This is a genomic window from Paraburkholderia domus, from assembly GCF_905220705.1.
Taxonomy (GTDB): Bacteria; Pseudomonadota; Gammaproteobacteria; order Burkholderiales; family Burkholderiaceae; genus Paraburkholderia; species Paraburkholderia domus.
Window position 1 is genome coordinate 66202 of the sequence record NZ_CAJNAT010000025.1, and the last position, 13825, is coordinate 80026.

Annotated in this window: 10 protein-coding genes; 4 read left to right on the forward strand and 6 right to left on the reverse strand. The window is 63.0% G+C overall.

Going from position 1 to position 13825, the window contains the following annotated elements; translation table 11 throughout:
* Window positions 1-35: 35 nt before the first annotated feature.
* The 6 genes from KHO31_RS30040 to KHO31_RS30065 are packed head-to-tail and all read right to left on the reverse strand — an operon-like array spanning window position 36 to window position 6502.
* Window positions 36-1385, reverse strand: coding sequence for a BatD family protein (locus KHO31_RS30040; protein WP_201073593.1), 1350 nt, complete (start codon window positions 1383-1385; stop codon window positions 36-38).
* Window positions 1382-2974: a vWA domain-containing protein gene (locus tag KHO31_RS30045; RefSeq protein ID WP_201073595.1), complete on the reverse strand. Its 1593-nt coding sequence runs from the start codon at window positions 2972-2974 to the stop codon at window positions 1382-1384. The genes KHO31_RS30040 and KHO31_RS30045 overlap by 4 nt, the downstream gene beginning before the upstream one ends.
* The gene (locus KHO31_RS30050) at window positions 2964-4001 is read right to left on the reverse strand and encodes a vWA domain-containing protein (protein ID WP_201073597.1); all 1038 of its coding nucleotides are present in this window, start codon (window positions 3999-4001) and stop codon (window positions 2964-2966) included. The genes KHO31_RS30045 and KHO31_RS30050 overlap by 11 nt, the downstream gene beginning before the upstream one ends.
* Window positions 3988-4521: a DUF4381 domain-containing protein gene (locus KHO31_RS30055; RefSeq protein ID WP_201073599.1), complete on the reverse strand. Its 534-nt coding sequence runs from the start codon at window positions 4519-4521 to the stop codon at window positions 3988-3990. Before KHO31_RS30055 ends, KHO31_RS30050 begins: the two co-directional genes overlap by 14 nt.
* Window positions 4518-5489 carry a DUF58 domain-containing protein gene (locus KHO31_RS30060; protein WP_201073601.1) on the reverse strand — a complete coding sequence of 324 codons (972 nt, stop codon included), beginning with the start codon at window positions 5487-5489 and terminating at the stop codon, window positions 4518-4520. Before KHO31_RS30060 ends, KHO31_RS30055 begins: the two co-directional genes overlap by 4 nt.
* A gap of 53 nt (window positions 5490-5542) precedes the next feature.
* Window positions 5543-6502: an AAA family ATPase gene (locus tag KHO31_RS30065; RefSeq protein WP_201073603.1), complete on the reverse strand. Its 960-nt coding sequence runs from the start codon at window positions 6500-6502 to the stop codon at window positions 5543-5545.
* 291 nt (window positions 6503-6793) lie between these two features.
* Between KHO31_RS30065 and KHO31_RS30070 the strand changes: the two genes are divergently transcribed.
* From KHO31_RS30070 to KHO31_RS30085, 4 genes are all read left to right on the forward strand, one after another.
* Window positions 6794-8035, forward strand: coding sequence for a formylglycine-generating enzyme family protein (locus KHO31_RS30070; protein ID WP_236071532.1), 1242 nt, complete (start codon window positions 6794-6796; stop codon window positions 8033-8035).
* 125 nt (window positions 8036-8160) lie between these two features.
* Window positions 8161-9213: an HAD family hydrolase gene (locus KHO31_RS30075; RefSeq protein ID WP_236071534.1), complete on the forward strand. Its 1053-nt coding sequence runs from the start codon at window positions 8161-8163 to the stop codon at window positions 9211-9213.
* A 110-nt stretch (window positions 9214-9323) separates the two neighbouring features.
* Window positions 9324-11006: an arylsulfatase gene (locus KHO31_RS30080; RefSeq protein ID WP_201073607.1), complete on the forward strand. Its 1683-nt coding sequence runs from the start codon at window positions 9324-9326 to the stop codon at window positions 11004-11006.
* A gap of 116 nt (window positions 11007-11122) precedes the next feature.
* A complete protein-coding gene (locus KHO31_RS30085; RefSeq protein WP_201073609.1) occupies window positions 11123-13822 on the forward strand; it encodes a fused MFS/spermidine synthase in 2700 nt (899 codons plus the stop codon).
* The last annotated feature ends 3 nt before the right edge of the window (window positions 13823-13825 follow it).

The window sequence follows — 13825 nt, forward strand, 5'->3', positions numbered from 1 at the left end:
CCACGAGCGCAATCGTTCCAGACTGATTCCATTTCCTAATACTCATTGAGCGGCGGAAGTGGTGTCCTTTCCTGCTGCTGCAATCTTCTCCTTTTCCAGACACGTCGCAGCGCGGTTTCCGTATTCTTCCAGCGAAACTCGCGCGCGGCACCGTCGGCAAAATGTTCGGTCACCGCGTCGGCCAGTTCCGCTACTTTCGGCTCGTCTTCGCGAGGGAGATTTTCCAGCCGCGCCGGATGCCCGAAATCCCCACTCCGATCCATCCAGCGATACAAGGCCGGAATGATTCGCGGCCATTCGCCCGTGCCCGCAACCGCACATAGCTTGCGCCACGCTACCGCGTCGCTTTCGAGCCATCGCTTTCGCGCGTCGCTTGCCCGATGTTTTGCGCGCCGCAGGAACATTGCAATGCGCCCACGTGCGCCCACCACCAGGAAGAGGCCTAGGACGATCAGACAGCCGGCGATCAACTGCCCGCCGTGAATCACAATGATCCTGTGCGGAAGGCCCTGTCTCATTACATCGGCGGGGATCTCAAAGAGGGGTTTCTCGCGCCCGGCGGATGCGGAGAAGGTCACGCCCGGCAACTCGATCGTCTCTTTCGATTGCGTCTTCGTGTTCCACCATTCAATCTTCACAGGCGGCAACTTGAACCGGCCGTTGTGATCGGCGATGTAGGTCACGCTGTCGGTTCGCTCGCCCGCGACCAGCCCCACCCGGTCCTGCACGATGTTGCGGGTCGTGGGCGCTTTAGCGTAGCGCTTCAATCCGTCGACCTCGCCGAGACTCACCGGCGGAATCAGCATCGACTCGGTGCCGGACGAGGTTTGCGTGATTGTGCGCGTGATCGAATCGCCTACCCGAAGCTGCTGCGCCGACGGTTGGATTGTCTGCGTGGCCGTTAGCTTCGCCGTCGGAAAAAATACGGCCATGTCCTGCGCACCCGGCGGCAAGGTCGCCACGAGTTTGAGCGCAGGCGTCATGACCTGCACCAGGGCATTCGACCCACCCGGGTAGACGGTGATCGCAAACGGCGGGATGTCATAGGTCTTGCCCGCCTGAGGCGCAATGCGATAGGCCCGGCTCACGCCGAACCAGTGCACGCCGTTGATGTCCTCAGAGAGGTTGTCGGCCTGCTCATCCGGCAGGCTCACGATCGCATCGGCGACGGTGAAGATCGGCCAGTTCGGTGCCTCGGAAAACCATGTGGTCGTCAGCAGGTCGACGACAAGCTTGACCTCGCTACCCGCGACGACCGGGCTGGCGGGTTCGAGATGCGCGCGAACCATGGTCCGCGGCGCGGGGTCGGCAAAGACCGTCGGTGACGCGCAGGCCGCACCGAGCGACGCAATGACGAGTAGAAGCCGCAGGAAAGCTGCTGTCATGGTGCGCTCGCTCCCGTTGCCTCGGATTCCTGTTCAAAACGCTGCTGCAGAAACACGGCCGGCGACGTATTCAGACTGCGCATCCAGAGATCTTCGCTCGGGCGCGGCGCGCCCTCGATCACGGTCGACGTGCCCCGCCCTTTCTTTTTGTCGCTCTCCACCTGATCGGGCGGATCCTCCTCGGGATCCATCTCATCCTGCTCGTCTTTTGCGAGCAAGCGCTGCAGGAACGCGCGATTGGCCGCGGCCTCGGGCAGCGCAGGCTGAAGTTTGAGCGCGTTGTCGTACGCCTTGATGGCGCCGGCGTAGTCGTCGAGATGCGCGAGCGTATTGCCCATATAGAAATATGCTTGCGCCGTCTTCAGACGCGAAAAACTTTCGAGCGCGCCGGTATAGTCGCCGGCGAGATATTGCGCACGCCCCTTCCACATCGGATCGTCGAAGCGTTGTGCGGCCGCCTTGTAGTTGCCGTGCTCGAAATTCCAGCGGCCCTGCTGATCGTGCGTCGCGAACAGGTCGACCCAGTGCCAATCGGCAGCCTGCGCATGACGGGGGACGGCGCTGAAGGCAAGCGAGATCAGCACCATCGGAAGCCACTTGACGGTCCAGCCCCGCCGGAAACTCCACAGCGCGAGCAGCAGCAGCGGAAGAACGAGCCAGTAGCCGGTTTCTTTCCAGCGCGGCACGATCTTCGACGCCTCCTCTTGCGCAAGATAGGCCTGCGCACGATGCTGGACCCACACCACGTCGTCGTCATCCACGCGCATGCTGGCAAGCGGAATGTCGGCTGCATTGGCGACCTTGCGGATCGCGTCGGCATCGAAGGTTCCCATCAGCGGGTGACCTTCGGCGTCCATGGCGATCGTGCCGTCAGCGCCGCGTATCGGGCCGCCGTTTTCCGTGCCGACCGCCAGCCACAACAATTGATGCCGGAGTGATTTGGCCTTCTGCACGAAAGCGTCCGTCTGATTCGTATCGAAGCCGTCGCTCATGAAAACAATCGTGCCCGCGGCGGGATCGTTCGCCAGAAGACGCTCGGCCGCATCGAGACCGGCGGTGGCGTTCTTGCCGTCGTGCGGCATCAGCGAGGGGGACAGCGCCGGCACATAGAGTTCGAGCATGGCCGGGTCCTCGGTGGGCGGCACCACGAGGTGGCCCGTCGAGGCGAACACTACCAGCCCGGTGCGTGCACCTTTGCGCGCCCTCGCCAGGTCGAGCACCTTCTGTTTGGCACGCTCGAGCCGCGTGGGCGCGACATCGGTTGCGTCCATCGAATGAGCGAGTTCGAGTACGACGACCAGCGGTGCCTTGTCCTGATTGAACGGCGGGCGCTCCTGCTGCCAGGTCGGCCCCGCGGCGGCGAGCGCGCCGACGCCAAGCAGCAGAGCCACCGTGTGAACCGGCTGAATCACGCGGCGCTTCGTGTCGCCGACGATCAGATGTTCCAGCAGCGCCGGATCGATGATGTTGCGCCAGCGCGCGCGCACGCTGTTACGGCGGAACCAGACGAGCGGCAACAGCACCGCGGGAATGAGCAACAGCAACCATTCCGGCCGCAAAAAATGGAAGGCCGTCAGATCAATTTCCACGACGGGCCTCCGCTATCTGCACGCGCTCCGCAGGCCGCTCGCGACGCGGCGCGCGCAGCACTGCGATCAGCAACGCCAACACGTGATAGAGCGCGAAAATCGCCACCGCCAGCCCCGCCGGCACCCAGTAGAAATCGCGCTGCGGCCGGTAGATTTCGCGCTTCACTTTCTCGGGCGTGAGTTTGTCGAGCGTGGCGTAGACATCGGCCAGGTCCTGCTGCCGGCCGAGTGCGCGAAACGCCCGCCCCCCGGTAATGCTTGAAATGCGTGCGAGCGCGTCGAGATCGACTCTGTCCTCGCCAGTCGTATCTGGATCGCCGATGCCAATGGTATGGATCACCAGCTTGTGGTCTTTGGCGATTTCGGCAGCGCGCTCAGGCGGAATAGCACTGCTGGTGTCGTTGCCGTCGGTCAGCAGGATCAGCACCTTCTCCTGCGCCTGCGAATTCTCCATCAGCTTGACCGTCAGGCCGATCGCATCGCCGATTGCCGTACGTGGCCCCGCCATGCCGATCTGCATCTGATCGAGCAGGACCTGCACGGCGTCGTGATCGAGCGTAAGCGGCGCCTGCGGATAGGCAGCGTCGCCGAACACGACAAGACCGAGGCGATCGCCCTTGCGCTTCGCGATGAAGTCGGCCACCACCTGCTTGACCGCGCTAAACCGGTCCATCCGAACACCGGCGGCATCGACGAAATCACGCGTCGCCATCGAACCGGACAGGTCGATCGCAAGCATCAGATCGCGCGCGGGTTCTTCGCGCACGATCGGCGCTTCGACATAGACCGGTTTGGCGGCAGCGATCACCAGCAATACCCACAGCAACGGCATCAGCAGACGTTGCAGCCAGTTGCGGCGCAGCCGCACGCCACCGGGCGCCGGTTTTTCACCTGCGGCCTGCGCCATTTCATGGAAAAACGGCATGCGCACCGCGGAGGCGCGGGTGCGGTACACCGGCACCAGCCACCACACGAAGAGCGGTAGCGGCAGCAGCGCGAACAGCCACGGGAAATCAAACTTCCACATGATGACGTTCGATCCAGTCGCGTGTATGACCGATGAGCGCTGCCGCGTCATCTTCTGGAATCGCTGCAACCACGTCCCGCGGCGCATAGCTCGCGAGTGCCAGAAGCGCCCCGCTTCTGGCGTCGAAGTGGCCGTGTGTGCGTTGCAGAAACGCGAGCCATTCGCTGCCGGTCAGCGCCGCGACCTGCTCGCGCGGCACGACCGCGAGCGCGGTGCGCTTGATCAGGCGCGGTATGTCGGCTAGCGCGGTCGCGCGTTGTTCAGGGTCCGCGCGGGCAGATGCGAGACTGGCTTCGATGCTCGCCAGCTCCGTAAGCGCGACCCGCCGGTAGCGCTGTTTCTCGCGACGGCGCCGGCCAATCCAGATCGCCACGCCGACTGCCACCATCAGCACGACGGCAGCCAACACCCAGCCGATGGTCTGCGGCACATACGACACCGTGTCGGGCAACGGCAGCTCCTGCAACGGCTTGAGTTGCCCGGACGGGTCAGGTGGAACAAGCGCCGCGGTGCTGCTCATAGACCGCTCCCTGTGGCAGACCGCACGCGCTGACCGAAGAGCCGCCGCACCTGCTCCACCGCCGGCTCCGCTGTCGAAAGCGCCATCAGGGGCACGCCGCTCGAACGCAGCAATTCCGCCACCTCGGCGGTGCGGCCGCTGAATAGACTCGATAGCGGCGCGCGCACCCGCTCCTGCTCGATACGCAACTCGACCTGCAGATGACCTTCGCTGACCACCAGCGCACGGTGTTCGGGCATGTGCTGCCACAAGGGATCGAAGATCATGGCCGCGACGACGTCGTTGTGCACCGACAACTGCCGCAACAGCCGCTGCGTGCGTTCGTTCGCGCCGGCGAAATCGCTGATGACGCAGATCAGGTAGTCGTGCCCGGCTAACTGAAGCACACCTTCGAGCGCGGCGTTCAGTTGAGCGTAGTCGGTGCGCGCTTCGCTATCGGCATGCAGCGCGTTGTTCATCCCTGCCAGCGCGCCGAACAGGACCTTGATCCGGCTGCGGCTGCGCAGCGGCTTCACCGGCACGATCCGGCTGTCGTTGAACAGCACGCCGCCGACCCGGTCGCCGGCGGTGAAGCCCATCCACACCGCAAGCGCGGCGGCCTCGGCAGCCATCACCGACTTGAACGCGCGGCGCGACCCGAAGAACATGCTCATGCGCTGATCGACGACCACCAGGAGCGGCCGGTCACGCTCTTCGGTATAGGCGCGAATATGCGGTTTGCCAAGGCGCAGCGAGACCTTCCAGTCGATGTGCCGGACGTCGTCACCGGGCAGGTAGGCGCGAATCTCTTCGAAATTGAGCCCGCGTCCGCGCAATCGCGACGCGTGATTGCCCGACAGCACACTCGATACCGGCGCGGGCGCGACGAAGCTCAGCCCGCGGGCATGAAACTCGAGCTTCGCCAGATGCGCGGCGTCGACATACACGCGGCCGATTGGGGAAGTTGCAGCGCTTGCAGATTCGGACATCAAAACCACGGCGATCCCCCGCGTCGATGCAACGTTGCTTAGTGCGCGATGTGTCAGGCCGGGACGGCGACCTTTTCGATCAACCGGTCGACCACAGCGTCGGCGCTGACGTTCTCGGCATTGGCGTCATAAGAGAGGATCAAGCGATGCCGCAGCACAGGATGAACGATTGCGCGCACATCGTCGGGCGTGACGAACTTTCGGTCCTGCAGCCAGGCCTGCACGCGACTCGCCCGGTCGAGGCCGATCGAACCGCGCGGACTCGCACCGATTTCGATCCATTTGCCGAGGTCGGCGTCGAGCTCCTTACCATGCCGGGTCGCATTGACGAGCGACACAATATAGTCGTCCATCGCCGGGGCAACCGTGATCTGCCTGATTTCTTCACGCACCGCGAAAATGACGTCTTGCGCGAGAACATTGGGCGCGTCAGAGACTTTGCCGCTTTCGAGTCGCAGCAGTCGCAACATGTCGGTCTCGCTTTGCGGCGATGGATAGCTAATTAGTACTTTAAGAAGAAAGCGGTCCATTTGCGCTTCAGGCAATGGATAGGTGCCTTCCTGTTCGATCGGATTCTGTGTGGCCATGACAAGAAACAGATCCGCCATTCGATGGGTTTTTCCCGCCACAGATATCTGCCGCTCTTCCATCGCCTCCAATAAAGCGGATTGGACCTTTGCCGGGGCACGGTTAATTTCATCGGCAAGAATCAGATTGCCGAAGATAGGGCCGGGCTGAAAACTGAGTGTGTGTTCCGCGCCGCTTTGCAGCAATGTCTCGGCACCGGTGATGTCGGACGGCAACAGATCGGGGGTGAACTGGATGCGGCTCATTGTGGCCGCGAGGCGCGTCGCAATGGCCTTGACGGCGCGTGTTTTGGCGAGTCCAGGCAGGCTTTCGAGCAGTACGTGGCCGTCTGCCAGAAGTGCAATGAGTAACTGCCGGACAACCGCTTGCTGGCCTACTATTGCTTCGTTGACGCTCGATTCGAAACGTTGGATCGTTTCGCGCATAGTTCTCGGCTTCCCTAATTATTTAGTGGTGTGACAACTTGAACGCAAACGATCGCCGCCAGATACGTTAATACATGAACACTCTTTCGTCAAAATTTCGCCGACAAGCAAAAAAAAACGTGAAATGTGTTTGAAAAGTTGATAGTCTGCGTGTGATGTTTGCTAACCAGCATGCAACATATCTCTAATCGGCATAAACCGTTATCCCGTATCGCTAAGCTTCTTCTGTCCAAAAGAAAACTGGCCCACGCTTGCTAAAGGGCCAGCCGCTTCACCCGCGTGAGAGAAGAGATGATGAGTTCAGGAAAACGTGGCACGGAAACGGTTGCCCGCTCTAAAGGCACGCCCTCCGCAACCCCGGCGCGCGCCACCCGCTATCGCAAGGTACTCCTTTGGAGCGCGCTTCTCGTCATGCTTCCTGCATGCGTGGGTGCCGCGGTCAGCTGGGCTGTCACCTCACATAACCAGCCTCACCCGCAAGTCGTCTACGGCGACGGAACGCATGGCCCGCTCGGCATGGCCTGGGTTCCTGGCGGCCAGTTCCTGATGGGCAGCGATTCAAAGCAGGCACAGCCCAATGAACGCCCTGCCCACAAGGTGCGCGTGCACGGCTTCTGGATGGACCGTCATCACGTGACCAACGCCGAATTCCGCAAATTCGTCGAAGCCACCGGCTACGTCACTACCGCTGAAAAGAAACCCGATTGGGACACGCTGAAAGTACAGTTGCCGCCCGACACGCTGCGTCCGCCTGACAGCGCGATGGTGGCCGGGGCCATGGTGTTCGTCGGAACCAACCACCCTGTACCGCTCGAAGACTATTCGCAATGGTGGCGCTATGTGCCCGGCGCGAACTGGCGTCACCCCACCGGACCGGACAGCAACATCATCGGCAAAGACGATCACCCGGTCGTTCAGGTTTCCTACGAAGATGCGCAGGCCTATGCGAAATGGGCCGGCAAACGCCTGCCCACCGAAGCCGAATGGGAGTTTGCCGCGCGTGGCGGGCTCGAGCAGGCCACTTACGCGTGGGGCAATCAGTTCGCGCCGGACGGCAAGCAGATGGCCAACGTCTGGCAAGGCCAGGAGCCGCAAGCGTTCCCGGTGGTCAGCCCGAAGGCGGGTGGCGCACTCGGCACGAGTCCGGTCGGCACCTTTCCGGCGAACGGCTATGGGCTGTCGGACATGACCGGCAACGCCTGGCAGTGGGTGGCCGACTGGTATCGCGCCGACCAGTTCCGGCGTGAAGCGGTGAGCACCAGCGTGATTGACAACCCGGTTGGCCCACGCGATTCGTGGGACCCGGCGGATCAGGGCGTACCGGTGGACGCCCCCAAGCGCGTGACGCGCGGCGGCTCGTTCCTCTGCAATGAAGCCTACTGCCTGAGCTACCGTCCGAGCGCGCGGCGCGGCACCGACCCCTACAACAGCATGTCGCATCTCGGCTTTCGCCTCGTGATGGACGAAGACACCTGGAAGCAACCACTTGCTCGTCAGGAGTCGGCTCGCGCAGCAGGCGCGGACGGAAGCTAGGGCGCTCTGCCCTTCGAGCTGTACCCGTTTCTCCCGCGCGCTGTTGCTCGCGGGTCATGGAATTGTGCAATCGAAATGGAGGTCGGATGCAATTGAACGGACAGTCGAGGTGGTCGGAACGTGCCATGGGGTCGATCTACTCCGGGTTCAGGTCAACGTTCGGCGTCGCCCTCCTCGTGCTCGGTGTTGCACTGGGCGCCAGCGGTTGCACAACGCCTGCCAGCACGACCGCATCAACGCCGTCCGCAGTCAATTCGACCGCCACGCTGCCATCCTGGCGTGACGGACCAGCAAAGCAGACGATCCAGAAATTCGTCGCCGACGTCACCCGCGAAGGCTCGCCGAACTATGTGCCGCCTGCCGCGCGCATTGCCGTGTTCGACAACGACGGCACACTCTGGAGCGAGCAGCCGCTGTACTTCCAGTTCGCCTTCATGCTCGACCAGGTGAAAGCGGCCGCGCCGAAGCATCCCGAGTGGAAGAACAATCCGGCCTTCAAGGCCTTGGTCGCCAAAGACTACGGCGCGTTGGCAAGCCTGCAGAAACAGGTGCTGCAACTGATCGCCGTCGCCAATAGCGGCATGACGGTGGACGATTACGACAAGACCATTCGCGACTGGCTAGCCACCGCCCGACATCCGAAATTCAATCGCCCCTACACCGAACTCGTCTATCAACCGCAACTGGAGTTGCTCGCCTATCTGCGCGCCAACGGCTTCAAAACCTTCATCGTGTCGGGCGGCACGATCGAATTCATGCGGCCGTGGGCCGAGAAGGCGTACGGCATTCCGCCCGAGCAGGTGATCGGCTCGAGCCAGGTCGTGCAGTACCAGATGCATGACGGTCAGGGCACGCTGGTACGCCAGCCGAAAATCGATTTCGTCGACGACGGTCCTGGCAAACCGGTCGGCATCTATCGGAACATCGGCCGCAAACCCATTCTTGCGTTCGGCAATTCGGACGGCGATCTGCAGATGCTGCAGTACACCGCGTCCGGCAGCGGCCCGCACCTCGCCTTGCTGGTGCATCACGACGACGCCGTACGTGAATTCGCCTACGACCGCACCTCGAAGATCGGCAAGCTCGACAAGGCCTGGGACGAAGCAATCGCCGACGGCTGGACCGTGGTCAGCATGAAGGACGACTGGCAAACCATCTATCCCGCGCCGAAGCAATAGGCGGACGCGGGAGAGCGCGAGCCGCGTGCACATTGCGGCCGCTACGAGGCAACCCGCGCGCATGGAACGCGTAGCGGGCGAACAGAAGTCAACGCCATTGGAGCGACACGATGAGAATGTTCCATAGAAAGGGCCGCTACGCAGCCGGAGCGACAGCCGTCGCGCTTGCTGCGTTTGCTGCCTTGATCTTTCCATCCATTAACGCGCCCGCGCAGACTCCGGCGCCGGCCAAACCCGCGGCCACGAGCGCGCCACCACCGGCCGCCAAAGCCTCGTCGAAGCCGAACATCCTCGTGATTTTCGGCGATGACATCGGGCAGACGAATATCAGTGCCTACTCGCGCGGTGTGGTGGGTTACAAGACACCGAATATCGACCGCATCGCGAATGAAGGCATGATCTTCACGGACTATTACGCCGAGAACAGTTGTACCGCGGGGCGTTCGTCCTTCATCACCGGGCAGTCGCCGCTGCGCACCGGCCTGTCCAAAGTCGGGGCGCCCGGCGCACCGGTCGGCCTGCAAAAAGGCGACATCACCATCGCCCAGGCGCTCAAGCCGCTCGGCTACGCAACAGGTCAGTTCGGCAAGAACCACCTTGGCGACAAGAACGAGTACCTGCCGACCAATCACGGGTTCGACGAGTTCTACGGCAACCTGTACCACCTGAACGCCGAGGAAGAACCCGAGCGCCCGTACTGGCCGAAGGACAAGAACGACCCGTTCGTGAAGAACTTCTCGCCGCGCGGGGTGATTCATAGCACCTCTGACGGCAAGGTCCAGGATACGGGTCCGCTCACCGCCAAGCGCATGGAAACCATCGACGACGACACCCAGGCCCATGCGGAAGATTTCATCCGCAAGCAGGTCAAGACCGGCACGCCGTTCTTCGTCTGGATGAACTACACGCGCATGCACGTCTTCACGCACGTTCGCCCTGAATACAGAGGCAAGAGCGGTATGCCGGGCAATGAATACGCCGACGGGATGTGGGAGCACGATCAGGATGTCGGCAGGCTGCTCAAACTGCTGGACGATCTGAATATCTCCAAAAACACCATCGTCATTTACACGACTGACAACGGACCGAATCAGTTCTCCTGGCCGGATGCTGCAACCACCCCGTTCCGCAGTGAGAAAGACTCCAACTGGGAAGGTGCATTCCGTGTACCGGCAATGGTGAGATGGCCTGGGCATATCAAGCCGGGCGAGACGTCCAACGAGATGTTCTCGGGTCTCGACTGGTTCCCGACGCTGCTCGCCGCAGCGGGTGATGGCGGCGTCAAGGACCGACTCCTGAAGGGATGGGCGCCCAAGGCGGGTGGAGCGAACTTCAAGGTTCACCTCGACGGATACAACCAGTTACCGTTCCTGACAGGGCAGACCACCAAAGATCCACGTACCGAGTTCTACTATTTCGACGACGACGGACAATTGGTCGCCATGCGCTGGGATCAGGACGGCAACGCCTGGAAGGCCGTGTTCTGCGAGCAGCGTGCAAAGGGCAACCTGAACATCTGGGAGGATCCGCTTGTCTGTCTGCGTTTGCCCAAGCTATTCAACTTGCGCATGGATCCCTATGAACGGGCGGACATCACCTCGGATCAGTACAACGACTGGGAAACGAAGAATGTTTATCTGACTGCGATTGCGACAATGAAGGCGTCGACGTTCCTGCAGACCTTCGTCACGTATCCGCCGAGCCAGCGGCCCGCGAGCTTCAGCGTGGACGGCGTGCGCCGGCAGGTCGACAAGAAGATTGACGAGTCCTTCAAGAAGCGCGGCCTCGAGTAACATGGAGTGCAGGTTGCGCCTGCCGGCTTCAACTGGCGGGCGCAACGGCCTGATCGCGCGCGAGCGGCGTCAAGCCGATCCAGATCAGTTCACCTCATCCCGACGCAAATCATCCGATGACCCAAACGCTGGCCAACCGTGCCAAAAGCTCACGCCGTGAGCGCCGCGCACATGAACACGCACAGCGTCGCGGCGATACACACTCGCACGAACCCCAGCAAGAAGCCGACGACCCAACTTTTCCGATCGCCTGGCCGTTGCTGCTTCTGTTTGCCTCGGGCGCCGCATCGCTGATTTATCAGGTTCTGTGGATCAAGCAGCTCGCGCTGGTAGTAGGCGTCGAGGTGCAAGCCGTCACCACCGGCGTCAGTGCTTTTTTTGCGGGCCTTGCAATAGGCGGCTGGATCTTCGGCAGGCTGGCCGACCGGCTCGCGCGGCCCTTGCACCTGTATGCGCTGCTCGAAGCCGGCGTGCTGGTGCTGGCGCTCGCCAGCACGTGGATGCTGCCGCACGCCGCGGCACCATTCGCCTCGCTGCAAGATCGGATCGGACCACTTGCCTGGGTGTTGCCCTTCGTCCTGGTCGGCTTGCCTGCCGTCCTGATGGGCGGCACGCTGCCCGTGCTGATGCGCGTGCTGTGCCCCGCCGCGAGCCATATGGGGCGCTCGGGCGCCCGTCTCTATGCGGCCAATACGGCTGGCGCGATTGCCGGCACGCTGGCCGCGAGTTTTGTCCTGATTCCATGGCTCGGCGTGCTGGGCAGCGCATGCGCCGCTGCTGCGCTGAATGCCGGCGCGGCGCTCGTCGCCGCACTGCTCGGACATACGCAGCAGGCCATCGTGCCGGCTGCCATGTCGTCTTCACCGGCCATCGCTTCGAGCCCCTCTGCTGCGAACTCCACTGACGACGTGTCGTCACCGGCTGCTGCCGTGCAGACCGCGCACGACGCGCCCTCCCCGGCCGACACCGCACGCGCCACGCGTACCGCGAAGGCCCGCCTTGCGCTCGTGCTCTACGCGCTTGCCGGCGGCATCGCGCTCGGTTATGAGGTGGTGTGGTCGCAAGTCATCGTGCAATTCATCAGCACCCGCAGTTTTGCCTTCGCTGTGGTGCTTGCCACCTATCTGCTAGGGCTCACGCTCGGCAGCGCACTGGCGTCGCGCTACGCCGATCGGGCGCGCGATCCGTGGGGCGTGTTTGCGGTACTGATCGTGTCGGCCGGACTGGTCGCGCTGCTGGAGGTCGCCGTTCTGGGCAACGGGCTGCTGCAATGGCAGAGTCTCGCTCGGGAAGCCGCGCTCGGCGCCACTGGCAGTCTGCTCACGGCCATGTGTGCAGGTTTCGCGGTAGCGGCCGTGTGCGTCGTCTTCGTTCCTACCCTGCTGCTGGGCGCGGCGTTCCCCTTCGTGTTGCGGCTTAACGTGGACAACCAGCACACGGGGCGCGACGTCGGTGCCGTCGTGGCGCTGAATACCGCCGGTGGGATCGCCGGAACCCTGCTGACCGGCTTCGTGCTCGTGCCGAAGCTAGGCCTCATTCACACACTCGCGGCACTTGCCATCCTCGCCGGCGCAGTCAGCCTGATCGCCGTGCTGCGCGGCTCGGACGTGCGGCCGTTCGCGCGCTGGAGTGTGCCCGTCCTGGCTGTGCTGACGCTCGTCACCGTGATCGTCACGCCGTCCGACCGGCTCGCCACGCTGCTCGCCGAATCGCGCGGCGGTAATCTGACCTTCTATGAAGAGAGTGCGGGCGGCACGGTCGCGGTCGTCGAACAGAACGCCGGCCAACGACAGTTCCGGCGGCTCTATATCCAGGGTGTCTCCAATTCCGGCGACACGATGGCGTCGCTGCGCTATATGCGCCTGCAAGCTCTGTTGCCTTTGATCATCCACCGCGAGACGCCGCGCACTGCGCTGGTGATCGGGCTTGGCACCGGCATTACGGGTGGCGCGTTGCTGACCTGGCCGGGGCTGGAACACCGCGCGGTCGCCGAACTGTTGCCGGCCGTTGTGCGCGCCGCACCGCAGTTCAAGGGCAATTACAGCATGAGCACCGATGCTCGCATGGACATCCGGATGCGCGACGGACGGCGCGAACTGCTGCGCAATGCCGAACGCTACGATCTGATCACACTCGAACCGCCGCCGCCATCGGCCGCGGGCGTCGTCAATCTGTACTCGTCGGACTTCTACCGCCTGGCGGCGTCGCGCCTGCAGCAAGGCGGCATCGTCGCGCAATGGCTGCCATTGCCGACGCAGAATGAAGAGGACACGCGCTCGCTGATCCAGAGCTTCATTCAAGTGTTTCCGCACGCCGCGTTGTGGACCACGGAGTTGCACGAGATGATGCTGGTCGGTTCAATGCAGCCGCTCGAACTCGATGTGCCGCGAATCGAGGCGCGCTTTGCGCAACCGCAGGTCGCCGCGGCCCTGCGCGAAGTCGGCATTGCGTCGCCGGCGGCGCTGCTGGCGACCTGGATCACCGACCGCGCCGGCCTCGAGTACTACGCCGCGGACGCTCAACCAGTCACGGACGATCAGCCGCGCATCGAATACGCCACGTGGGTTCATCGCGACGCATTTCCGACGACGCTGGCACACCTGCTTGCCCTTCGCACGGCGCCGCCGTTGCAGGGCGCCGACGAGACGTTCCGCGCCGCCATGGAAAACTCGCGCAGCGCGCTACAGAGCTTCTATACGGCGGGGCTGGATGCCTATAAGGGCGATCGGGATGCATGGGCGCAGGACATCGGCAATGTCTTACGCACCGACCCGGACAACGCTTATTACCGATGGCTAATCGGAGACGGCAGTTAGGAG

Bases quoted from the DNA above. Each gene is read 5' to 3' on its own strand.
- KHO31_RS30085 (WP_201073609.1), top strand. From the start codon at position 11,123: ATGACCCAAACGCTGGCCAACCGTGCCAAAAGCTCACGCCGTGAGCGC.
- KHO31_RS30065 (WP_201073603.1), bottom strand. From the start codon at position 6,502: ATGCGCGAAACGATCCAACGTTTCGAATCGAGCGTCAACGAAGCAATA.
- KHO31_RS30070 (WP_236071532.1), top strand. From the start codon at position 6,794: ATGATGAGTTCAGGAAAACGTGGCACGGAAACGGTTGCCCGCTCTAAA.
- KHO31_RS30050 (WP_201073597.1), bottom strand. From the start codon at position 4,001: ATGTGGAAGTTTGATTTCCCGTGGCTGTTCGCGCTGCTGCCGCTACCG.
- KHO31_RS30060 (WP_201073601.1), bottom strand. From the start codon at position 5,489: ATGTCCGAATCTGCAAGCGCTGCAACTTCCCCAATCGGCCGCGTGTAT.
- KHO31_RS30080 (WP_201073607.1), top strand. From the start codon at position 9,324: ATGAGAATGTTCCATAGAAAGGGCCGCTACGCAGCCGGAGCGACAGCC.
- KHO31_RS30040 (WP_201073593.1), bottom strand. From the start codon at position 1,385: ATGACAGCAGCTTTCCTGCGGCTTCTACTCGTCATTGCGTCGCTCGGT.
- KHO31_RS30075 (WP_236071534.1), top strand. From the start codon at position 8,161: ATGGGGTCGATCTACTCCGGGTTCAGGTCAACGTTCGGCGTCGCCCTC.
- KHO31_RS30055 (WP_201073599.1), bottom strand. From the start codon at position 4,521: ATGAGCAGCACCGCGGCGCTTGTTCCACCTGACCCGTCCGGGCAACTC.